The organism is Tateyamaria sp. (assembly GCF_039945315.1).
Classification (GTDB): domain Bacteria; phylum Pseudomonadota; class Alphaproteobacteria; order Rhodobacterales; family Rhodobacteraceae; genus Tateyamaria.
In genome coordinates this window covers 1-22,507 of record NZ_JBDUXB010000045.1, presented here as the reverse complement: position 1 = coordinate 22,507, position 22,507 = coordinate 1, and the positions used below count along the sequence as shown (strand labels likewise).

General features: G+C 57.4%; 23 protein-coding genes and 1 pseudogene. 14 read left to right on the top strand and 10 right to left on the bottom strand.

The genetic code is table 11. From position 1 onward, the window contains the following. Window positions 1-41: 41 nt before the first annotated feature. The gene (locus ABJD00_RS13870; protein ID WP_413828794.1) at window positions 42-539 is read right to left on the bottom strand and encodes a hypothetical protein; all 498 of its coding nucleotides are present in this window, start codon (window positions 537-539) and stop codon (window positions 42-44) included. Window positions 540-701: 162 nt separating this feature from the next. Between ABJD00_RS13870 and ABJD00_RS13865 the strand changes: the two genes are divergently transcribed. The 3 genes from ABJD00_RS13865 (at window position 702) to ABJD00_RS13855 (ending at window position 2,575) form a co-directional block, all read left to right on the top strand. Next, the gene (locus ABJD00_RS13865; protein WP_413828792.1) at window positions 702-983 is read left to right on the top strand and encodes a hypothetical protein; all 282 of its coding nucleotides are present in this window, start codon (window positions 702-704) and stop codon (window positions 981-983) included. Window position 984: 1 nt separating this feature from the next. Continuing rightward, the gene (locus tag ABJD00_RS13860; RefSeq protein WP_413828864.1) at window positions 985-1,659 is read left to right on the top strand and encodes a winged helix-turn-helix domain-containing protein; all 675 of its coding nucleotides are present in this window, start codon (window positions 985-987) and stop codon (window positions 1,657-1,659) included. A gap of 130 nt (window positions 1,660-1,789) precedes the next feature. After that, on the top strand, window positions 1,790-2,575 hold the full coding sequence (locus ABJD00_RS13855) for an HpcH/HpaI aldolase family protein (RefSeq protein WP_413828790.1): 786 nt from the start codon (window positions 1,790-1,792) through the stop codon (window positions 2,573-2,575). 23 nt (window positions 2,576-2,598) lie between these two features. On the opposite strand, the pseudogene ABJD00_RS13850 reads toward ABJD00_RS13855, so the two are convergent. Beyond that, window positions 2,599-3,686: pseudogene (locus tag ABJD00_RS13850) on the bottom strand (DUF3095 domain-containing protein). Between the two features lie 151 nt (window positions 3,687-3,837). On the opposite strand from ABJD00_RS13850, the gene ABJD00_RS13845 reads away from it, so the two are divergent. The 3 genes from ABJD00_RS13845 (at window position 3,838) to ABJD00_RS13835 (ending at window position 7,835) form a co-directional block, all read left to right on the top strand. Then, window positions 3,838-5,010 (top strand): MFS transporter, encoded by a 1,173-nt coding sequence (locus ABJD00_RS13845; RefSeq protein WP_413828788.1) that lies wholly within the window; start codon window positions 3,838-3,840, stop codon window positions 5,008-5,010. A 67-nt stretch (window positions 5,011-5,077) separates the two neighbouring features. Beyond that, entirely contained in the window at window positions 5,078-6,100 is a 1,023-nt protein-coding gene (locus ABJD00_RS13840) for an aspartate-semialdehyde dehydrogenase (RefSeq protein WP_413828786.1), read from the top strand. Between the two features lie 115 nt (window positions 6,101-6,215). Then, a complete protein-coding gene (locus ABJD00_RS13835) occupies window positions 6,216-7,835 on the top strand; it encodes a DUF4139 domain-containing protein (RefSeq protein WP_413828785.1) in 1,620 nt (539 codons plus the stop codon). 713 nt (window positions 7,836-8,548) lie between these two features. Here the strand turns inward: ABJD00_RS13835 and ABJD00_RS13830 are convergent. From ABJD00_RS13830 to ABJD00_RS13820, 3 genes are read right to left on the bottom strand one after another with little or no spacing between them, the layout of a single operon-like run. Then, entirely contained in the window at window positions 8,549-8,860 is a 312-nt protein-coding gene (locus tag ABJD00_RS13830; RefSeq protein ID WP_413828783.1) for a P-II family nitrogen regulator, read from the bottom strand. Then, window positions 8,860-9,843, bottom strand: a complete 984-nt coding sequence (locus ABJD00_RS13825) for a sodium-dependent bicarbonate transport family permease (RefSeq protein ID WP_413828781.1) — start codon at window positions 9,841-9,843, stop codon at window positions 8,860-8,862. The genes ABJD00_RS13830 and ABJD00_RS13825 overlap by 1 nt, the downstream gene beginning before the upstream one ends. A 24-nt stretch (window positions 9,844-9,867) precedes the next feature. After that, window positions 9,868-10,518 (bottom strand): carbonic anhydrase, encoded by a 651-nt coding sequence (locus ABJD00_RS13820; RefSeq protein ID WP_413828779.1) that lies wholly within the window; start codon window positions 10,516-10,518, stop codon window positions 9,868-9,870. 171 nt (window positions 10,519-10,689) lie between these two features. Between ABJD00_RS13820 and ABJD00_RS13815 the strand changes: the two genes are divergently transcribed. The 3 genes from ABJD00_RS13815 to ABJD00_RS13805 all read left to right on the top strand — a co-directional run bounded on the left by ABJD00_RS13815 (window position 10,690) and on the right by ABJD00_RS13805 (window position 13,311). Continuing rightward, a complete protein-coding gene (locus tag ABJD00_RS13815; RefSeq protein WP_413828777.1) occupies window positions 10,690-11,070 on the top strand; it encodes a hypothetical protein in 381 nt (126 codons plus the stop codon). Between the two features lie 76 nt (window positions 11,071-11,146). Further along, entirely contained in the window at window positions 11,147-12,526 is a 1,380-nt protein-coding gene (locus tag ABJD00_RS13810; RefSeq protein WP_413828775.1) for a leucyl aminopeptidase family protein, read from the top strand. Then, entirely contained in the window at window positions 12,523-13,311 is a 789-nt protein-coding gene (locus ABJD00_RS13805; protein WP_413828773.1) for an NlpC/P60 family protein, read from the top strand. The genes ABJD00_RS13810 and ABJD00_RS13805 overlap by 4 nt, the downstream gene beginning before the upstream one ends. A 33-nt stretch (window positions 13,312-13,344) precedes the next feature. On the opposite strand, the gene ABJD00_RS13800 is transcribed toward ABJD00_RS13805, so the two are convergent. Further along, the gene (locus tag ABJD00_RS13800; RefSeq protein ID WP_108838678.1) at window positions 13,345-13,692 is read right to left on the bottom strand and encodes a DUF2794 domain-containing protein; all 348 of its coding nucleotides are present in this window, start codon (window positions 13,690-13,692) and stop codon (window positions 13,345-13,347) included. Between the two features lie 115 nt (window positions 13,693-13,807). Between ABJD00_RS13800 and paaI the strand changes: the two genes are divergently transcribed. From paaI to ABJD00_RS13785, 3 genes are all read left to right on the top strand, one after another. Further along, window positions 13,808-14,242, top strand: a complete 435-nt coding sequence (gene paaI / locus ABJD00_RS13795; protein WP_413828771.1) for a hydroxyphenylacetyl-CoA thioesterase PaaI — start codon at window positions 13,808-13,810, stop codon at window positions 14,240-14,242. Then, the gene (paaK, locus tag ABJD00_RS13790) at window positions 14,239-15,516 is read left to right on the top strand and encodes a phenylacetate--CoA ligase PaaK (RefSeq protein WP_413828769.1); all 1,278 of its coding nucleotides are present in this window, start codon (window positions 14,239-14,241) and stop codon (window positions 15,514-15,516) included. Before paaI ends, paaK begins: the two co-directional genes overlap by 4 nt. Before the next feature lie 209 nt (window positions 15,517-15,725). Further along, window positions 15,726-16,151: a nuclear transport factor 2 family protein gene (locus ABJD00_RS13785; RefSeq protein ID WP_413828767.1), complete on the top strand. Its 426-nt coding sequence runs from the start codon at window positions 15,726-15,728 to the stop codon at window positions 16,149-16,151. 232 nt (window positions 16,152-16,383) lie between these two features. Here ABJD00_RS13785 and ABJD00_RS13780 read toward each other — a convergent pair whose 3' ends face one another. The 3 genes from ABJD00_RS13780 to ABJD00_RS13770 all read right to left on the bottom strand — a co-directional run bounded on the left by ABJD00_RS13780 (window position 16,384) and on the right by ABJD00_RS13770 (window position 21,240). Further along, window positions 16,384-19,011 carry a response regulator gene (locus tag ABJD00_RS13780; RefSeq protein ID WP_413828765.1) on the bottom strand — a complete coding sequence of 876 codons (2,628 nt, stop codon included), beginning with the start codon at window positions 19,009-19,011 and terminating at the stop codon, window positions 16,384-16,386. Between the two features lie 349 nt (window positions 19,012-19,360). Continuing rightward, window positions 19,361-19,603: a hypothetical protein gene (locus ABJD00_RS13775; RefSeq protein ID WP_413828764.1), complete on the bottom strand. Its 243-nt coding sequence runs from the start codon at window positions 19,601-19,603 to the stop codon at window positions 19,361-19,363. A gap of 683 nt (window positions 19,604-20,286) precedes the next feature. Beyond that, on the bottom strand, window positions 20,287-21,240 hold the full coding sequence (locus tag ABJD00_RS13770; RefSeq protein ID WP_413828762.1) for a LysR family transcriptional regulator: 954 nt from the start codon (window positions 21,238-21,240) through the stop codon (window positions 20,287-20,289). Between the two features lie 111 nt (window positions 21,241-21,351). On the opposite strand from ABJD00_RS13770, the gene ABJD00_RS13765 reads away from it, so the two are divergent. Together ABJD00_RS13765 and ABJD00_RS13760 are read left to right on the top strand one after the other, a co-directional pair. Further along, on the top strand, window positions 21,352-21,816 hold the full coding sequence (locus ABJD00_RS13765; RefSeq protein ID WP_413828760.1) for a cupin domain-containing protein: 465 nt from the start codon (window positions 21,352-21,354) through the stop codon (window positions 21,814-21,816). Window positions 21,817-21,887: 71 nt separating this feature from the next. Next, the gene (locus tag ABJD00_RS13760; protein ID WP_413828758.1) at window positions 21,888-22,202 is read left to right on the top strand and encodes a hypothetical protein; all 315 of its coding nucleotides are present in this window, start codon (window positions 21,888-21,890) and stop codon (window positions 22,200-22,202) included. 50 nt (window positions 22,203-22,252) lie between these two features. Here ABJD00_RS13760 and ABJD00_RS13755 read toward each other — a convergent pair. Continuing rightward, on the bottom strand, window positions 22,253-22,507 hold a 255-nt coding region (locus ABJD00_RS13755; RefSeq protein WP_413849870.1), incomplete at its 5' end, for a hypothetical protein.

Genomic DNA, 22,507 nt, shown 5'->3' with positions numbered 1-22,507 from the left:
CCCCTCGGTAACTGGGGAAAAGGGGCCGCCCGGGCCCGCTCTTAGCGACGGGCCAATTGGTACCCCTGTTTGTTCAGGCAACGCGCGCTGTAGGCATAGCCTGCCCCATTGCGCGTCCGAACCCGACGGCCACACTGATTGGGCAGAGAATTCGTGAACTGATAATTGCGGTTCAGACAGCGCTGGCCAAAGGCCTGAATGCTGCGCCCATTTTGCGTCTCAACATTGAACAGACAGCGCTGAGGCAGCAGCTTGCGATTCACCTGACGCGGCAAGGGGCGGGGTTGGATATGCCCGCGATGCGGCTGAACGTGACGTGGCTGGACTTTGGGCTTTGGAGCGTACGCCTTCTGCCGTGCCTTTTTGTCGTCTTTGCGCTTGTTGATTGCTGTTCCGACAACGGCCAACCCAAGGATTACAGCCAGCGCTGCTGCCAAATCATCATTTCCTGCACGGGCCGGAACCGCAGAAAACCCGGTGATGGCAATGGCGATTGCAGCGATTGTCCCAATAAATTGGCGATGGATACGAAGTGTCATGGTGGCCGTCCTTTTTGTTGTGCGAACCAGGATTTTGGTGATGCACCGAACTTGGGGGCCAGCCCTTCAGACAGGCAATAACGGTGCCAAGTTATCCAATATCAACGGCTCCAGCCCCCTGATGTTATTGAATATCCGGTGCAATAAGCGCAGTTTGGCACCATGAAACAGATCATGCTCTCTTTCGCCCTGATCCTTGGACTGGCGGGCGCGGCGCAGGCGCAGTGCTATGCTGATTACAAGGCCAAGCAGGACAACCCGCTCCGGCTGCACTACGGCGTTGCGCAAGTCTCAGGCGCATGCAGCGCCGGAAACGCCACTCAGCAAATCAGGCCCCGCCTTGCAGCACAAGGATGGACCCTGCTGCAAATCCAATCCGTTTTCGGCCCCGAAGGACTTGACCAAAGGAAAGCCAGTGCAGGACAATTCTACCTCCGCTTCTGATATGCGGCGCACCGGTGGTCGGCTGGTCACTTTCGGCATCGCCGGGATCGTCGCACTCCTGATAGTCGCCGCCTTGCTTTTGTTTCTGGCCCTGCCGGATGCGGGCGCATTTGATGCACGCGTCGAACAGATCTTCATCGAAAACGAAGACCTGACCAGCCCAGCGGAAATCAAACTGCTGGAAATCCTCGCACAATCGGGAACTGCGTTCTCAGACACCCTCGCCAGCTACCGCGTGGTGATCTTCGTTCTCCTCGTCTTCGCCACCGCTATGATGATCGCCGCGCTGATCTTTCTTGTCCTTCTGGTTGGTTTCAACAGGCGTATGGCGCAGATTGAACGAGTCGGAATTCAGGTCAACTCGCTCCTGATCAGCCGCGAAGAAAACACGGTGTACCTCAACAACCTCGGGTTCAAACTGACAGACGCCGCCATGGAAACCATGTCCGTGTTGGCCGAGGCCCGGATGGACGACGACGTTATGTCCGGCTCGGAAATCGAAGGGGTGATCTCTGGGCGCAGCGCCGCAGACTGTGACGAGGCCGCCGGGGCCACCCGGATCAAACGGCTGCGCGACACATTGGGCAACCAGATCGTGAGCGAACTGCTGGTCAAGAACATAGCGCGGCGCGGCTACATGCTGGCTGTCGAAAAAGATGTGATCAAAGTCCTCTAGTTTTCTTCTCAGCATAGATACCGTGGCGCAGGGCCCAAAACATCTCGCGGCGCTCATGCGCGTCATTTCGACGGTAGCCATCCGGACGTAACCAAGTCTAGGGTGCGCCAAAGCAAAAAGGAGTCGCCACATGCCCGCCCCCCACAACCCGTTCAAAGCCGCCCTCAAGGCAGGCGAAACCACCATCGGCTGTTGGATCTCTTTGGGCGATCCGCTTTCTACTGAAATCGCTGGTACCGCCGGTTTCGAATGGCTGCTGATCGACAGCGAACACACACCTTACGACATCACCCGCATCCGCCTACAACTGATGGCCCTACAGGCATCAGACAGCCACGCCGCCGTGCGCGTTCCCACGGGCGAGACGTGGATCCTCAAACAGGTTCTTGATGCAGGCGCACAGACCGTTCTGGTGCCCATGGTGGAAACCGCAGAACAGGCGGCGCAACTTGTGCATGATGTGCGCTACCCGCCCACCGGAGGACGTGGGGTGGGTTACTCCGGGGCGCGCTGCTCACGCTTTGGGGCGATCACAGATTACGGACCAACGGCAGATGACCAGATCTGCCTGCTCATTCAGGTCGAAAACCGGGCCGGAATCGCGAACCTCGACGAAATCCTCGCGGTTGACGGGATCGACGGCGTGTTCATCGGTCCCGCGGACCTATCGGCCGACATGGGCCACATGGGCCAGCTGACCCACCCCGAAGTGCAAGCCACAATCAAAGATGCGTTTGAGCGGATTGAGGCCGCAGGCAAAGCCCCAGGTGTGCTGACCACCACACCCGAATTTACGCAGGACTGCCTAGATTGGGGCGCGCGCTTCGTCGCCACCGGACTTGATCTGCTGATCCTTGCAAAGTCCCTGCGCACTCTGGCAGCGACATGGGTGCCCAAAGGGTCCAAAGGCGGATAATCGAGGGCCGAAGGTCAAGTGCCTTACGCTACGGCCTTGATGCCCAGCGCCGCCTGCGTGTAACCGCCGGATGCCCCGTCAATAAAGTGCACGTGCGTGTCGTCCATGATGGACGGCACAATGCAGGTCATCATCGCTTCACTTTGGATATGCATCCCGTAGCTTACGATGCCAGAAGCTTGTGCGGCCTCAAGCAACGCTTTCAACCGCACGACCGTCTCAGCGTCACAATCCAGCGTCATCTTCAGCCCATCGTCGAACTTGCGGTAGTCGGCGTTGGCCCCAACGGTGCGTTGATAATGTGCCGGATCAAAACCACCCAACTTGATCCTGTCTTCAGCACCACCCACGCAATCGCAGTTTCGATCAAGATTTGCCGTTTGCGTTTGGCCAGCGGCATCGACCCGCGACTGGCATGGGCCTCCAGCGTTGCACCGGGCGGAGGCCAACCAGTCCCCGGCCCCTGTGGGGGCGACGGGTGCCCGTCGCGCTCCAGGTGGCTGACAGCCTCCAGCACCGACCGTGTCACTTCGGCAAAGTCTTCATCCGTCACTCCCGGACGGGGTTGAACAAGCAGGGACAGGATCGCACCGTTTCGCGCCTCCATATGGCTCCAGCGGCAACTCAAGCCCGTCAGATCGGGCTGAGTGCCGGGAGACGCAGCGGGGACCGTCTCAACCCCTGCTTTCATCTGGCTCTCGGCCCACACCACACCGCCGCCTGAAAACATCGCGTAATCCACACCATCCGACACCTGATACCGTGCAACCGCCACTTCATGCCCGGCTGCGCGGATGTCTTTGACGTTAAACAGACCAACCCGCAGGCCCATATCGAATTCCTCGCGCGCCCAGACCTGCACCGCCGCCAGCGCCGCGCGCGCTTCATCCGCGAACTCCGCAGGATGGGCAAAGGCGGCCCCGTCCCCGCCAAACACAAAGGGAAAGGCGCGGCCTCCCGCGCCATTCATCTGGGCCGAGATCACAGCCGCCCCGATCATGTTCACGACCTTGTACTTTCCTTGCGCAATGGCGGCGGTGGAGCCGGTGATGTCGGAGGTCCCCACAACCCAGTCCTCCGGAAGAGGCGAATAGTGAGCAGGCAGCGCCATGTCCGAAAAGGCAGTCCTACGTTCCAAATCGTCATAAAACATCAAGCACCCCCAAAATACTCAGCAGAACCTAACACAGCTAGCCCGCGCAACAATCACACTTGCGCGTGCATGTAGGCCATGTCACGCAGCCAACAGGGATGGAGGACCCATGCAGACCGGATTGTTTATGCTGGCTTTAGCCTATGTGCTAAGCCAGTTCTTTCGTGCGTTTCTGGCAGTGTTGACTGCGCCGCTTCAGGCCGATCTGGGCATTGGACCGGACGTATTGGCCACGGCGTCAGGGCTGTGGTTTCTCTCCTTTGCATGCATGCAAATCCCAGTTGGCTGGGCGCTTGACACAGTGGGCCCACGCCGCACTGCGGGATGGCTTTTGCTGATCGGTGGCGGCGGAGGGGCGGCACTTTTCGCTGTGGCCCAGGGGCCGCTTTATATCCACGGGGCGATGCTGTTGATCGGTGTTGGGTGCTCGCCGGTGCTCATGGCCAGCTTCTATATCTTTGCCCGCAGCTTTCCCCCGGCCCGCTTTGCCACACTGGCGGCGCTGATGATCGGGGTTGGCACCGTCGGCAATCTGATCTCGTCCCACCCCATGGCGCTGGCCGCAGACACGATAGGCTGGCGAGCTTCGTTGTGGGTATTGGCGTCGGCCTGCGCAGGTGTTGCCCTTGGCATCCTCGCCAGCGTGCAGGACCCGGAGCAACCTGAGGGTGAAGCGCGCGGATCGCTACTGGACCTGCTCAAAATGCCTGCGCTGTGGCTGATGTTGCCCATCATGTTTGTGAACTATGCGCCAATCGGGGCGATACGCGGCCTCTGGATCGGGCCTTACCTTACTGACGTCTTCGCTCTTAGTGTTGCGCAAGTCGGCATCGGGACCCTTGTGATGAGCCTTGCGATGATCGCCGGCACACTAGTCTACGGCCCGCTTGACCGCATCCTAGGCACCCGCAAATGGGTCGCGTTTGGCGGCAATGCGATCACCGCGTTGCTGCTGGTTGTCCTGATTATGGTCAGCGCACGCGACCCTTGGCTGTCCGTCTCCCTGATGGCTGCCATCGGCTTTTTCGGCGCCAGCTTTCCGGTCATCATCGCCCACGCCCGCGCCCTCTTTCCCCCGCATCTGACCGGGCGCGGGGTGACGCTGATGAACCTCTTTGGCATTGGCGGCGTGGGACTTGTGCAGTTCGCCTCCGGGCGCATCCACACAGCATGGTCAGGCGGTGCACCCGAAACGCCTTACGTCGCGATATTTGCGTTCATTGCGATGGCGTTAGCGGCGGGCCTGCTCTTCTATGTCTGGAGCCGCGACACGCGCGATTGAGACGCCCCTTTCCCCCAGCATCCTTTGGGTATAAAGGCCACGCACCTACCCGAAAAAGGAGACTATTATGGGGTATCGTGTCGTCGTCGCGGGCGCCACCGGTAACGTGGGCCGCGAAATGTTGAACATCCTTGAGGAACGCGGGTTCCCTGTGGACGAGCTTGCCGTGCTGGCCAGCCGCCGCAGCCTGGGCACGGAAGTGTCGTTCGGGGATAAGACGCTGAAGACGAAGGACCTTGATACGTTTGACTTCACGGGCTGGGACATGGCGCTTTTCGCCGTCGGTTCGGAAGCGACCAAGAAATACGCCCCCATCGCGGCCAAAGCCGGATGCGTTGTGATCGATAACTCTTCGCTTTACCGCTATGACCCCGACATCCCGCTGATCGTGCCCGAGGTGAACCCGGACGCCATCGAAGGCTATGCAAACAAAAACATCATCGCCAACCCAAACTGCTCCACCGCACAGATGGTTGTGGCCCTGAAACCCTTGCACGACCGCGCCACGATCAAACGGGTCGTGGTCAGCACCTACCAATCCGTATCTGGTGCCGGCAAGGAAGGCGCGGACGAGTTGTGGGATCAGACCAAGTCGATCTACAACCCCGTCACCGACGTGCCGCCCAAAAAATTTCAAAAGCAGATCGCCTTCAACGTGATCCCGCAGATCGACGTCTTCATGGAAGACGGCACGACCAAGGAAGAGTGGAAGATGGTTGTGGAGACGAAAAAGATCGTCGATCCATCCATCAAGGTCACGGCCACCTGCGTTCGGGTGCCGGTGTTTGTCGGCCACTCCGAGGCGGTCAATGTCGAGTTCGAAGAGTTTCTGGACGAAGACGAAGCCCGCGATATCCTGCGTGAAGCGCCGGGAATCATGGTGATCGATAAGCGCGAGGACGGTGGCTATGTCTCTCCGGTCGAGTGCGTCGGTGATTACGCAACATTCATCAGCCGTATCCGGCAGGATTCGACGATTGATAACGGCCTGAACTTCTGGTGCGTGTCTGACAACCTGCGCAAAGGCGCGGCTCTGAACGCAGTGCAGATCGCGGAATTGCTGGGCAACCGTGTGCTGAAAAAGGGCTGAGGCCCGCGCAGAGGATACCTCCGCCTCACAAGAAACGGGGAACGAGGGGCCAATTGGCCCCTTTTCTTTTGGGCTGTCGGGTGCACACTGGACCCATATCAAAAAAGGTCTCCCCATGCGCGCTCTCGCCCTTGTTGCCCTGTTCCTGCCTCTGCCCAGCCTTGCCGACACAATCACGCTGACGGCGCCACCCGTCGCTGTGACCACCTATTCTCAAGGGGCAATTGTGACCCGCACCGTGACGTTCGATATGCCCGCAGGCCAACACGATCTGCGCATTGCGGACATGGACAGCAACCTCGACCCCAGCGTGATCGACATCACGCTCACCGGCGCGACACTGACGTCGCGCAGTTGGGACGAGGATGGCAGCGGCCCCTACCGCGCACCGCGCACGCCCGAATGGCTGGCCGCAAGCGACGCCTTCGAGTCTGCGACCGAGGCGCTTGCCCAGCGCGATGACACCATTGCCGTCGCACTGGCCAAGGCGCAGGCCGCCCAGGACCAGATCAAATTCCTGAACGGGATCACCCTGCCCAACGACGCAGTCACAGACGTGGACACCCTGCGCACCATCGGGCAGTTGATCGCAAGCGATGGCACCGCCGCACGTTCAGCAATGCGCGCAGCCGAGGCCGAGGCCCGCGCCTTGCGTCAGGGTCGCGATGATCTGGCCTTTGCAGTACAAACGGCGGCCGCAGCACTTGAAGCCGTAACTCCGCCCAATACAGACCCCGCGAGCCTCACCCTCAGCGTCACAGCGGCACAGGCGGGTCCAGCCACGCTCACGATGCGCTATCCCACGTTTGAGGCCGAGTGGGCGCCGGTCTACACCCTCCATCTTGATGATGACGACACATTGCGCGTCGCGCGCGCAGTTGTTGTCGCGCAATATTCGGCTGAGGATTGGATAGACGTCGATCTGACCCTGTCTACTGTTTCGCCGTTTGCGGGCTCCGACCCCGGGACCCTTTGGCCTCTCCTCCGCCGGATCGAGAAAGAGCAGCAGCCCGAGGTCGCAAAAACACTGATGCGGTCTTCTGCTGCTGCGGATTTCGCATCACCGGCCATGGAATCGCCCGTCGTCCTCGAAGAATCATTTGCAACGGCTGATCTGTCCGGGATTGGGGTCTCCTACGCGCTGCCCGGTAAGGTCACCGTGCGCACCGGCGAAGATGTGGTGCGCATCGCGCTGGACACGATCACCTTTGACGCCACTTTGTCTGCGCGCGCGGTACCGGTGCGCAATGACACGGCATTCCGTCTTGTGGAATTCGACAACACCTCACCCGAAATCCTGCTGCCCGGACAAGCTGTCCTTTTCGTCGATGACCAGTTGATCGGTGAGACAGCGCTGCAAACCCTCCCCCCAAATGCCGAGGCTGACATCTTCTTTGGCCCCATCGAAGGGCTGCGCCTGACCCGTGTTGTATTGGATCGCAACGAAGGCGATCGCGGGATTATCAACCGCTCCAACGAAGAAACGGAGGCCGTTCGGATCGAAATCGAGAACCTCACAGACCGCGCATGGGATGTTACCGTGCAAGACGCCGTGCCGTACTCCGAGCAAGAAGACCTAGTGATCGACTGGGAGGCGGCGCCCGCCCCGGATGTCACCGCGGTGGATGACCGACGTGGCATTCTGGAATGGCAGACAGCCTTACCCGCTGGCGAAACCGAGACAATTTCTGTGGAAACCAACCTGCGTTGGCCCGAGGGCATGGTGCTGCGGTAAGTTTTTCCGACCGGATTGGGTTTCCAGCGTCCATGCGAGAGTGGCCAAATCCGTTCAAGCGACGCTGTTGTGGCAGCTACAGACAGTTTTATCCAAGTCGTATGGCCAGCTAGCGGCATAATTTAAATACACAAATCTAAGTCTCGACCCACGCAGGAAAACGATCCGACACTGTGGCAACGAACTGGTAACTTCTGACCTTCATACCAGACCACATCAACCGATCGGGGGATCGGGCGATGACCGCCAGCCGGGGGGCTGGCCGGATTTTATGAGGTGAATGGGATGTTGAGTTGGATAAGGACGCGGGTCTGTGGACCGGCGCAGAGCCAGCATATAGACAACGCTTTGGAGAAGCCAAAGCTGTCACGGCAAGAACTGACCGATCTATTTGCAAAAGAACTGGGGCGGCCAATGCCGTCAATGCAAACCCGACATGTACGCAACACACAGCGGCACACTGAGGCAGGTCGATCCTTTCAGTTCGTCAGGTTGCGGCCATTTGGGCTGCAAACGCAACAGCGTGGTGGCTAGGCTTTTGCCAGGGCGCCACGCGGATTGACGCCTTTAATCAGCGCCAGAGCAGTGTGTAGGGTCGAAGACAGCAGAGGGTGTGAGTGGAAATGGGTGACGGGGTGGCAGGCCAAAAATGGGCGCCACCCCTTTCCCGTTTCGCATAGCTAACTTGACGCCCTTGAGAACTGTAGCAGCCCCTAAAACCGCTCCGCCCGAAGAACTTCGCAGTCTCCAATCGTAACGATACCAATATGCCGCTCGACCACAGCAAAGGCCGCTTCCAGCAGCGCATCAATCCGATCCGGACGCACCACACAGATCACCTGCACCATGCCTGCACCACGCGTGACCTGACCTTCGCGACTCCATTCGCCTGAACTGCCCGACCCGCCCAGAACCGGCAAAATCGACCACCCGGTAACGCCAGCCTCTGACATCGCATCCGTCAGGCGTGATTGCATGACCTGTTCAATGATGATGGCCACGCGTTTGGCTTTGTGAGTCTCCATCAGGGCGATCCTCCGGTTAGGGCGCTGGCGATGGCCACATAAATGGGGATGCCCAGCGTCAGGTTGAACGGAAAGGTAACCCCAAGGGACAGGGTCAGGTAGATCGACGGATTAGCCTCGGGCAAAGCAACACGCATGGCCGCAGGTACCGCGATGTAACTCGCACTCGCTGACAGAACCATGAACAGCGCCACACCACCCGTACTGACCCCCAACAACAAACCGGTAGCCAATCCGCAGGTCGCACCCACGACCGGCATCACGACGCCGAAGGCCAGCACGCCGGGGGTCAGAACACCTGAACTGCTGCGTAATCCGCGCCCCGCAACAAGGCCCATATCCAACAGGAAAAGGCACAAAACACCTTGAAACGGAGAGACAATAAACGCCTCGATCTTGGCCATCCCGTCCGCGCCCGTGACCCAGCCGATGAGAAAGCTACCCACCAGCAACACGATGGAGCCATTGAGCATGATCTCGCGTAGCAGCTCATCGTCCATCCGGCGCGAATCCCCACCTCGTGAAATCAGCCAAAGGGCCGACAGAATAGCAGGGGCCTCCATCGCTGCAGCGACGGCGACCATGTATCCTTCGGACGTAAGTCCACTTGCCTCAAGCACCGACGTGGCCGCAACAAACGTGACGATAGAGATAGAGCCATAGTGTGCCGCAACCGCCGCCGCATCCAACCGGGACAAGTTGCCCATCACCTGCAGCAGCGCAAACGCAATTATTGGCAAGGCGGCGGACAAAACGATCCCCGCCAAGAGCGACAATGCCAGCGTACCGTCGATCCCGTGATCGGCGACACTCACCCCGCCTTTGAATCCGATGGCAAACAACAGGTAGATCGACATTCCCTTGGCCACAGCCTCCGGGATGTTCAGATCAGACCGGGCAAGAGCAGCGGCCACGCCCAAGGCAAAGCTGAGAATGATAGGCGAGAGCAGATTCGTCGCCGCAAGACTCAGGATTTGATCCATCATGTTTTCCTAAAACAGCGGCGCTCACACGGGCTGAAAATCAAGGGTTTTTCCGACGAACTGGCTCATGCTTCCTTCGGCAATATCTGTCCAAAGCCCATGCAGACTGAGGGATCCGTCATTCACACGGGATTCGACAAAGGGAAAGGTCATCAGGTTTTCTATCGAGGTGACGACGGCGAGCTGCTCCAGTCGCTGTGCCTTGTCTTCCTCTTCTCCAATCCCGGCGACTTGATCGTATTTGGGGCGCAGGATGTCCATCCAACGGCCGACAAAGCTGGTCTTTTCTTCCAGCTCAGGCGCACGGCCTTCGCACATATCGATGCACCCTTGCACACCGCCGCAGCGGGAGTGGCCGAGCACAACAATATGGGCGACCTTCAGCACAGTGACGGCATATTCCACCGCGGCCGAGGTGCCATGGTGATCCCCGTCCGGCTCGAACGGAGGAACAAGGTTAGCGATGTTACGATGGATGAAGAATTCACCCTGATCCGCCCCAAAGATCGAGGTCACATGCACCCGGCTGTCACAGCAGGAAATGACCATCGCACGTGGGCGCTGCCCTTCATTCGCAAGACGGCGATACCATGCACTGTTTTCGGCATAGGTGGTCGCCTTCCAGCCCTGATAGCGTTGCAATAGAAAGGTCGGAAGAGGTTTGATCCTGTGCATGGCGCTGTTCTGCCTGTCCGCTGTTTGGTCCTAAGGGCCGTGGTTACCCGGAATTGTCAGCAAATTCGAGGGAAAAGACAGCATGCGCATAACGATTTGGGAACGTCTGTTGTGCGATCAGTTCAAAGACCGTGGGGGTCCACCACATTGGGTGAGTAAAGGGTGAGTAACGTGACGAATATTACCCAGCTTCGGCTGTCCGAACATGTGAAGGTCGATCACGACCGTCTCGACGCGCTCTATTCCGAAATGGAACATACCACTGCCGAAGACATGGTGTGCCGCGCAATGGAAGAACTGGCGCTACGCATGGCACAATGCGATCGGCTCTACCGTGCCTCCGATTTCGACGGATTGTGCAAGGCCAGCCGATCTTTGATCGCGATTGCCGACCAGATCGGCGTGACCGTCATGGCGCGAGTGGCCCGCGACGTGGCCGATTGCGCGAAATCTCAAAACCCGGTGCCGCTTGCGGCCACGCTCGCCCGCCTTATGCGCACGGGCGAGGAATCGCTGACAGCCATCTGGAATCTGCAAGACGTCACCATCTGATCACCCCACCGCGCCCTTGCGGCGACGGGCAAAGCAGGTAGGATCGCAACGCGTGTCCATAAACAGGGGACTGACGATGACGCTTGCCTTTGCCGCACATGATCCCAATGCCATCCCGGTCCACCTGTTGGCCGAAGATGATGTGGCGCCCTGGCTCGCTGACCAAGACGACACCACACAAGCCTGGGCCAAAGCCCACGCATTCACCGGGGCGATCGGTCAGGCGCTGACCATTCCCGACGACGCAGGGATCGCGATGGCAGTCGTGGGGTATGGCAATGCCGACCGACGACGCAGAGCGCGTTTCCATCTGGCCGCCGGAGCCGCCCGCCTGCCCGCAGGAACCTATGCGCTGCACTGCACACTCGACATCCCCGACCTTGAGGTCGAAGCGCTTGGATGGCTTCTCGCCGGGTACCGCTATGACCGGTACAAGGCGCAGTCAGCCATGGGCGCACAGTTGGTCGCACCTCCGGGCATCGACACTGCCCGCGTCGAGGCGATGGCGCAGGGCGAGGCGCTGACGCGCACCCTCATTAACACTCCGGCCTCAGATATGGGGCCACCCGATCTTGAAACTGCGGCGCGCACACTGGCGGACCAATTCGGCGCCGAAATCGATGTGACGATTGGCGATGATCTGCTGGCGGCCAACTTTCCGATGATCCACACGGTGGGTCGCGCCGCCGACCGCGCACCCCGCTTGATCGATATGCGCTGGGGCACACGCGGCCCGCAACTGACCCTTGTGGGTAAAGGCGTGTGCTTTGACACCGGCGGGCTCAACCTCAAACCCGGCGCTTCGATGGGTTTGATGAAAAAGGATATGGGCGGGTCAGCTGCTGTTTTGGGCCTCGCGCATATGATTATGGCGACCGGGTTACCGATCCGGCTGCGGGTACTGATCCCGGCCGTCGAAAACAGCGTCTCTGGCAACGCTTTCCGCCCACAGGATATCCTGACATCGCGCAAAGGGCTGACCGTCGAAATCAACAACACTGACGCCGAAGGGCGGCTGGTGCTAGCCGACGCCCTTGCCCTCGCGGACGAAGACAAACCAGACCTGATCATCTCTATGGCCACGCTCACCGGCGCGGCAAGAGTTGCGGTTGGGCCTGATATGGCGCCTTATTTTGCCGATGACGCACACCTTGTGACGGCGCTCGAAGAGGCGGCACAAACTCAGGCAGACCCGGTTTGGCGCCTGCCCTTTCATGCCCCATACGAGACGATGATCGAACCGGGCATTGCGGATCTCGACAACGCGCCCAAGGGCGGATTTGCGGGCACAATCACCGCCGCGCTATTCCTGCGCCGCTTTGTGGAACAATCGCCATACATGCATTTTGATATCTACGGCTGGCAACCGGGGGACGCGCCAGCAAGGGCCAAAGGCGGGGTGGGGCAAGCCACCCGCGCTCTGCTTGCCGCTCTACCTCGCGCGCTTGGGCTGTGAGCGATCCACGCCTGACACCCAATCCCGAATACCTCGGCGTCGATCGCCCGGGGCGGATCGTCTGGCCCCATGTAGATCTATGCCGCACCCCGTCAGGCGCGCGCGACCGCCAATTGCTGGCCGGAGCGCACGTCACAGTAATGGGTGAAGACGACACACACGCTTATGTCCGGGCTGCCTTTGATGGCTACATTGGCTTTGTCCCTGCCCGCAGCGTCGGCGGCCCCCAAACAGCAACACATATTGTGGCGCAGCCAGCCGCACATGCTTACAGACAAGCATCGATCAAAGCCCCCGAAACCGCCAGCCTCAGCTTCGGGGCACGGCTCACTGCGCGGCGAGAGAGCGAAAACTTTGTTGAGACCGAACTGGGTCACGTACCCAAAGCGGCGCTGACGCCCCTACCTGCCCCAAATGGCGACGCAATCGACATAGCCCGGTTGTTCCTCGGCACGCCTTACCTTTGGGGCGGGAACACACGCGCCGGGATCGACTGCTCCGGCCTGATCCAGATCGCGCTGTCCAGCGCTGGCCACCCCTGCCCCGGCGACAGCGATATGCAGGAAACAGACGTCGGACAAACTTTGCCCGATGGCAGCGACTACGCCCCCGGCGACCTTCTGTTCTGGAATGGACACGTCGCGCTGGTAACCAGCCCAACCACGATGATCCACGCAAACGCGCACCACATGTCCGTCGTCGAAGAAGACATCGCCGCCGCCGTTGCCCGCATCGCAGCAACGAGCACCGGCGCTGTCACCAGCCACAAACGGCTCGAAATTTGAAAACGCAGGCCTGTGCGCCTGCAGACGTTCAGATCACTCGACAGCGCGGATCAGCTTGCGCTCCAGCACCCGCAACACGGTCTTGAGATCATGGCCTCGACGCAGGATCTGGCCATCTATGCCGATCACCGCATACATGCCCTGCCGGCCCCGAAGCTTGGGGCGCTTCTCGATCCGGTAGAGCGGATTTTCAGCCGTGTGGCGAAACACGGAGAACACCGCGACTTCGCGCAAACAGGAAATCCCGTAATCGCGCCACTCACCCGCCGCAACCATGCGCCCGTAGAGCGACAGGATCACAGACAATTCCGTGCGGTGAAAGGCAACCTGAGGGTTGGGCAACAGGGGCGAATTGGATGGTGGAGGCGTATGCAACGTCATTGTCCCAACAGTTGCGCGATGCCCGCCCAATTTCAAGGCCCGCGTGCGGGCAATGGTTGATGCGGCCTCAATTCCGCGCAACAGTGCGCGAAATGAACACAAAAATGAGCCACTCATGACGCCCGAACAAAGGGCCCGCACCTGCGCCGACCTGATGTGGTCCACTGATCGTGCCAGTCAGGCGCTCGGAATGGCGATCACCGCGATTGGCCCGGGCACTGCGACACTGACCATGGCTGTGCGCGATGACATGCTCAACGGGCACGGAATCTGTCACGGCGGCATGATCTTTACTCTTGCCGACAGTGCATTCGCATTTGCCTGTAACACCCACAATCAGCGAACCGTCGCACAATCCAACCAAATCACCTACCTCGCCCCGGGCAAGGCTGGCGACACACTCACCGCGCAGGCCACCGAAGTTTCACGGATCGGGCGCTCCGGCACCTATGACGTGGTCGTACAAGACAACGACGGTCAGGATATCGCCCTGTTCCGCGGACTTTCCCGCACCATTCAAGGCCAGCATTTCGACGAGGATGCATTATGAAAGACCTCACACCACCACGCGACACACTCGACCCTATCGAGATCGCCAGCCGGGATGAAATCGTAGCTCTGCAGCTGGAACGCATGCGCTGGTCGCTAAGCCACGCCTATGCAAACGTGCCGCACTACAAGCGAGCCTTCGATGCCGCAGGCGTGCATCCGGACGACCTCGCATCGATCAGCGATCTGGCCAAATTCCCTTTCACCGTCAAACAGGACCTGCGCGACAGCTACCCCTTTGGCATGTTCGCCGTGCCGCGCGATCAGGTCGCGCGCATCCACGCCTCGTCCGGCACAACGGGCCAGCCGACGGTGGTGGGCTACACAGAAAATGACCTCAAAAACTGGGGCAGCGTCGTCGGGCGATCCTTGCGCGCAGCTGGCCTCGCTCCGGGCGATCTACTGCACAACGCCTATGGCTATGGGCTGTTCACAGGGGGCTTGGGCATCCACCTTGGGGCCGACGCGCTGGGGCTGACAACAGTGCCCATCTCAGGCGGCATGACCCCGCGCCAGGTCCGGCTGATACAAGATTTCGAACCTAAAGGGATCACGGTCACCCCGTCTTATGCCCTTTCGGTCCTTGATGAATTCAACGCCCAAGGGATCGACCCGCGCGCCACCTCCCTTCAGGTCGGCATCTTCGGCGCCGAACCCTGGACCAACGCGATGCGGCGCGAGATCGAAGACGCCTTCGATATGCACGCCGTCGATATCTATGGGCTGAGCGAGGTCATGGGCCCGGGCGTCTCGGTGGAATGCGTCGAAACCAAGGACGGGCTGCACATCTGGGAAGACCACTTTTACCCCGAAATCATCGACCCCGAAACTGGCATCCCGGTCGCAGACGGCGAGCTCGGCGAGTTGGTCTTTACCTCTCTCACCAAAGAGGCATTTCCCATCATCCGCTACCGCACGCGCGACCTGACACGCCTTCTGCCCGGCACAGCGCGGAGCATGCGACGGATGGAGAAAGTGACAGGGCGCAGCGACGACATGATCATTCTGCGGGGCGTCAACGTCTTTCCGACGCAAATCGAAGAGGCGATCATGGCCACCCCCGGCCTTGCCCCGCACTTTCAGATCGAACTCAGCAAACCCGAGCGTATGGACGTGATGGCGGTCATCTGCGAAGGGCCAGACGCACAGGCCGGTGCGGCGCTTGCGACAAAGATCAAGGAAACGGTCGGAGTCAGCGTCAACGTCAAGGTCGGCGCACCCGGGTCTGTTGCGCGTTCACAGGGCAAAGCAGTCCGGATCGTGGACAGGCGGTGAACCGCTCTTTTTGCTGGCAGTCGCCGCGATGCAATGCGCTTAGGCGGGAGGCGTTTCTTTGATATGCGTTACTGTCTTTGCAGGCGCAGCGAACAACCGCTTTGAGCCCAGAGCGGTCATCTTCATTGCCTATTTAGACCTGCTGTGCGCATCCTGTTTCACCCTCCGCATGATTGGCGGTTAGAACGGACCGCCGGAGGAGACATACTGTGCCCCAACAAGACGAAGTGCTCGCAACACTTGAAGAATACGCAGCGGCCTACTGCGCCAAAGACCTGGATCGGCTGATGGCAATTTTCGTCGACGGTGACGATATTTCGCTGATCGGGACCGGTGCCGATGAACTATGTTCTGGGCGAGAAGCTGTTGCTGCAGTGTTCAAAAGAAATTTTCGCGACGCAACGGCCACGCAATTCGAGTGGGACTGGAAGGCTGTTGCCATACATAGTGGGGCCGCAGTAGTTGCGGTCTCCTTGAACATTCACTTGGTGATTGATGGTGAACCACTTGTAGTTCCTGTCCGCTGGACAGTCTCTCTTGTTGAAGTAGAGGGCAAGTGGAAATGGGTCCACCGCCACGCCTCCTCAGCGGCAAATTCGCAGGATGAGGGCTCAGCATATCCAACAGGAAAATGAGCTTACTCGTTGAACGACCGCTCTGTCCGCGGAGCAGTCACTGAGCCAAGCTGCAGCGACGGCAGCTATGAGTGCGAGGCCGTCGGTTAAACTTGCTCAGTGCGGGTTTTGATGGCTCAGTGCACCTCCTGCTAGAACATGATCATCGCATATGGGTGCTCTTGCGAACCTTTGATTTCCCAATAAAACTTAAATGATAAGGGCACACCCACAATTGGACTATAGGATTTCGTTACGCGTATTCCAATTGAGATAATAAATTCGAGGCAGCTATGCGCGTTTTGACTATCGCGCGCTCAGCAGCCTCAAGCAAATCTCTTGATGAACTCATTGAGCCACGCTTGAGACAATCTTCAATTTTAGAAAAATTACTGTGCAGCAGGTCGGCGCCCAGAGTGGCGCATGCACCAGATGTGTTGTGGACCCGCGAGATTACGGTGCCGTCGTTCAAATCTGACGGCGCGCACGATTTCAATCTGCCAACGATTAACGATGCCTCGTCAAACAGTTCGTTCAAGCTCCTGTTGGTAGCTCTTAGGCCTGTTGCTGAAACCAAAATTTGAAGCGGCGCCAGTTCCAGCACCGATTGTGTAGCTTCGTCATCGAAACATACCAAGCCGTCGCCGTTTTCAACGCCATTCAAGGTCTTCCGAAGCTCATCAATCGATACGGGTTTTGTAAAGATACCCTGCATTTTGGCGGCAAAGATCCTGTCTCGATCCTCTGGACTGGTGTGTGCGGTTTGGGCGATGATCTTTGTGCCCCGGTTTGGGCCATCATGGTCACGCAGTGATCGAGCGACTTCTGTGCCGTCCATACCTGGCATGCTGATATCCATAAGGATCAGGTCAAAGCGCTCTGCCATTGCCACTTCCAGAGCATCTGGCCCGTCTTCGGCCGTAGAAACGCGGTGCCCCAGCCTTTGAAGCATCTCGATTAGTACAAGACGATTTATTTCGTTGTCGTCGACAACAAGAACATGCTTACGCTCGCCTATGTCGACTTGCTTGAGATAGTCATGCGGCAACAGTGAATTAACACTATCGCCATCGACGAGTTGCATGCAGTTTTCAACGATCGCAACTGGAATTTGCACACGGAATTCGCATCCCGCACCGACTTCACTGTTTAATGCTATCTGACCATCCAACGCGTCGACGGCCATCGCTACTATGCTCAGTCCCAGACCGGTACCTTCAGAATTGCGTCCATATGATGCGTCGAGCACCGTGAATGGTTCAAAGGCGCTTTCGATATCAGCCGTGCTGATCCCTGGACCGTTGTCCTTAACGACAATCTCCAGAATGCCGTTTGGATCAAAGCCCAACAGAACATCGATGTGGGTGCCTGGTGCAAATTTGACCGCATTCCCGACCAGATTTGCAGCGATTTTCCGCAGCAACCCTGCGTCAGTCTCGACATTACGCGGCATACCAGACGCAAAGCTGACGGAAATTCCACTGCTGGATTGCTCGGCTTGTGCAGAGTTTTCTTGAACAATATCGCGCATCAATTCTGAAAGGTCGACACGTTCCTTTTCAAGTTTGACTTTGCTGCTGTCGAGCCTGCTGACCTCGAGTACGTTGTTGACGTGTTTGAGGAGTGTGTTGGACGAAGTGTTTACGAACCCGAGATACTTTTTTTGTAAGTCGGTCAAATCAGTCTGTTCAAGAAGGTCCACCGCTCCGACGACACCATTCAGTGGCGTACGCATTTCATGGCTAAGCACTGAAATGGCCTCGGACTTGCGCATGTTGGCTTCTTTTGCCGCTTCCAGAGAGCTTTCCAGCAGAGCCCTATTGTCTGACCAGTTGTCCAACAAACCATTGAACACACTTCGTAAAGATATCAATTCCCTTGGAGTTAGAGGGTTAAATTTGGGAACCCGTGCCGACAGGTTGCCACCCCGAACTTCAACAACAACTTGCGAAAGGCTGTGAATGGGACGCGCAATCAAACCCGAAAGGATCCAGCTGGCCAATGCGGCCAACAAGAATAACAAAAGCAAGATGTGAATAACGCTGGTTGCTTCGACACTTGCCGCATCCTCGAGTTCGGAAATCGGCTGAGGTACCATTGCTCCCCACCCTGTGGATGTAACTGAGGTGTATCCTGCAATCACGTCGGCCTTGAACGGCGGCGCGTAGAACTGCATTACTCCGGTTTGCCCGGATGTCATGCGTTGCACAACTTCAAGTCCGGATGCGTCTTTGGACGTTTCAACCCACTCTTTTTTCGGGTGCGCCATAACACGCCCTTCATGATCAACAATCATCGCGTGCCCGCGCTCGCCAAAGGTGATGTCAGCTTGCTGCGCAATCAGGAAACTTGTGTCGATAGCTCCGACCAGGAACGCGCCTGTTGGAGACAAACGAGTGATGTAGATGACGGGCCCATCTGGCGACTGTTGGACCCCTGAAAAGGTCGCACTATCGCCAACTGCGGTTTGGCGAAGGTTGTCTAGAACTGGCTTTGAAGGAAGCGTAAACTCCCTAGCGTACAGTAGTTCGCCCGTTTCATCGCCGGAACTGAACGCAGCCACCATTCGAAAACTGTAAGCTTCAAGGAGCTGATCCATAGATCCGCGCGCATACGCAAGGCCATGGTTTGCAACGACGAAGTCGAATGTTGCTTCGAGGTCGGTCGCATAGCGTTGCAAGGTCGAAGCAAGGTTGTCGGCGATAACAAGGTGTGATTGCTCGACCTTGTTCAGCTCTCGCTGGTAAGCACGGTCGTAACTATTTTGCATCAAAAGGATCAATGGTGTTGAAATGACAACCATCATGCCCAAAAAAATGTAAATACGAACTCTGTTTATCGTGCTCCAGAGTAGCCCAAGAAATCGCAGTCGATCAGACACATTAGCCTCCCCATATGACGCCGAACATATAACGTCTAGGAACCGGTGTTTGGGGGGGGGAATCGTATAAACCACCTATCCATTAGGATATCCCATCTATTCCATCGGAGCTGTGAGACCACTTCGAACCAGTCACTGACCTTACAGTGAGGAAACAGTACATCGCTTGAGATATCCTTCGATCGATGCCATAGAAAAGACTTACGAAGCACTCGCTAAAAATTCAGACTATCAGTCTTTTGCTAGCGAGATTGAGATCATCAACCGAACGACTGTTAAGTTTGCAGACTAACTGATGATTGGATCGCGCGGGTGATCGATCAAGCGAGTGTAGCCTGGGTTTTCAGGGTCATGCTTGCTCAAGAAATTGATCTGCTCTTGCAGTCAGTGCCGTGACTATATCTTCGGCAGCTATCTGGAGAGCTGCCGCTTGCAGGTAGGCTGGAAAGAGCGGGTGCGCTCTAGCGGAGGCGTTTTGGTTAGGGCTGTCGGACAGATCGCCTTCAAAGGTGTATTTGATGGCTGTCACGGCAATGTTGTCGGCTGCCATCAATGTGTCTACCCGGCGGAGGTGTTTCAGTTGTTCACTCATTTGGTTTTCTTTTAGGCCGCCAAATTCCAGGCCAGAGCGCCCTTTTGCATTTTTTATGCTCTAAAAAGGGACATTATTGGCTTAAGTGAAATGTCCAAAAAGGATAGAGGCCGGAAAAAATGGGTATTTGACCTATTCTTCCGTATACATTCATCGCGCAAAATCTGAATGCTAGATAAGTGCAAGCAAGACTGAATGTTGGCGTTGAATGTTATGTCTACATTTCTGACAGCCGACAGTATGTCGCAAGAAATATTCATACGTCTGGAAATCTCGCACTGCTCGGATGTCATATGGGGCAAAGCAGCCCTTTGCGATTAAGGTTTGAACAGCCGGTTCGTCCGCATAGCGGTCATTCAAGTAGAGTGTGGCGAACGACTGCCTCGAGCCCGAAGTGCAAGATGCTGCGCCCGGTGTGAATGGCCGCTTTAACAGCGGCGACCAGTCTAGCTGCATGATAAGAAACAATGCTCAGAATTCGGCGGCGTTGGAATCGACATTGATTGGCGTGGGGATAACTGCGCCGGAGATGGGAACGTCGGAGACTAGACCCAGGATCTTGTTTTTGGGCAGCCGCCAAATCTCATGTCTCCTTGTGACGGTCTGGTTTATGCGTCAACACACCCATCAACAGAAACTCTGCGGATCGATGTCCACTGCTTTCCGCAGGTCTCGTTTCAGCCTCAAGGCCTATACGAACTTTCGTCTCCGAGCGGCTCGACAATACCAAAGGCCTGATCTCTCAACCAATTTGCCAATGGTGTCCTATCGGATCGCTGGTGCCAGGTTGCAAAGACAGGAATACCGTCGAGATGGAACGGCAGCGAAAACATTCGTAGACCATATTGTTCTGCGACTCTGCTTGCCAGTGAGACTGGCACGATCGCAAGGTATGGACTCTCGCTAATTGCACGAAGTACAGCGTGGAAAGTGGGGACGGTCAGTGCAATGTGACGTTTCTTGCCTAACCTCTTGATGACACCGTCCTCGAAGGACTCAATTTCTCCGGAAACGGAAAACATGACATGAGAAGCGGCAAAATATCTGTCGATCGACAGTTCTCCGTAATCTGGAATATCAGAAACCAGCGGGTTTTGCTTCGCCGCAATGCCGACGAAGCTTGAGTCAAACAAATGTTGGCACATAATCCAGGGAGGCAACTCATCCACATTCGTAAGCAAAGGGCCCAAGCCCAAATCAGCTTCCTCATTTTCGAGCATCCGCAGATGGTCAACAGGTTCCCAAGCAACCTGTTGAAGCAGCACCTTTGGCGCCGTTTCAGCGAGTAGCGCACTCAACCGCGGAATCAGCATCTCTGAGAAGTAGTCGCCTCCGGAAATCCTGAACACGCCTCTGGCCGTTGAAGGCTCAAAGTCGGATCGCGCCAACAGGACCTCAAGCTCTGAAAGATACCCGCGCAGGTCATCCTTGACCGACGCTGCATAGTCGGTCGGGATCAACGTGTTCCCCTGCCGAAAGAACAATTCATCCTCCAGCGAATGGCGCAAGCGGTTGAGCGCATTGGATACCGCCGATTGGGACAGGCCCAGTCTATTCCCAGCCTTTACTGTTGATCCCTCGTGCAGGATCGCGTCGAGCACACGCAGCAAATTCAGATCGAGTGTCGCGAAATTCACGCTAGTGATATCCTCAATTTATAACTTTCGTTGGAGTGATACCGTGCTTTCCCGCTACACGTAACCCGACGAAAGCGCTTTCGTTTCTTCTCATTGATAGGGAGTGAAACGATGAAAGATTTGGAAAACGATGACGCAACAATCGAATGGTTGGGTGTTCGCTACAAGACAATTCTAACTCCAGAGGAGTCCGGTGGAGCGATGTCGATTGTCGACAGCCTTTCACCTGCGGGAAGCGGTCCGCCGCGCCATGTTCACCATAACGAAGATGAAGTGTTCGTGATGATCACCGGAACCTGCAAGGTATGGATCGAAGGGATCGAGACGATCGCAGGTCCGGGGGAAAGTGTCTTCATCCCGCGTGGCAAGGAGCACACGTTCAAGGTCGTCGGGGATGTTCCGTCGCGCCATCTGGTGATCCTGACCCCCGGTGGTTTCGAAGGGTTTTTTCAAGACATGGCGGAGGGGCAGTGCCGCATTCCAGAAGATATGCCGGCGATCGAAGAGTCTGCCAAACGCCACAACATGACCTTTACCGGTCCCCCATTGGATGACGCTGGAGGGTCTTCAACATGAAGAACATCGCAAAGACTTGTTTTGTCACCGCAGTACTTTTTGCTTTGGTTGGAATGGGGTGGGGGATTCAAATGTCCGCAACCCACGACCACACTCTATCGCCCGCCCACGGACATCTGAACCTGTTAGGTTTTGTCGCAATGGCCGTCTACGGTGCCTACTTTGCCGTTTCACCAGAGGCCGGTCAGTCGCGGCTAGCACGTTTTCACTATGCTCTGGCGGTTCTGTCAGTGCTGGTCTTGGTGCCGGGAATCGTTTCAGCGATCACTGGCAGCGGAGAAACGCTCGCCAAGGTGGGGTCGGTTTTGAGCTTTCTGTCGATGGCGCTGTTCGGCCTTGTTGTTCTGAAGTTCAGGGTGGGCGGCCAAGAGAGCGCAGCGGCTTGAAGCAAGTGGTGCGAGGTCAATTGCTATGATTTCTACAACTTCTGAGCGCATCACGAAGTAGCGGTTAATGCAGTAACGCGGGTGAGAGTCAGTCGTGTTACCGCACAGCAGACTTTGGTGCAGCCGCGGCGAAAGCTCACTTTGTCCGCAACTCGGTCATTCAAGCAGAGTGCAGCGAACGACCGCTCTAAGCCCAAAGTGACCGCGCTTGAACGGTTCTGCTTTGCAGATGCAGAATGGTCTAATACATTGAGAGCGGCACGAAACGAACCATCATTATCCGGGCACAACCTCAAACCATAGCC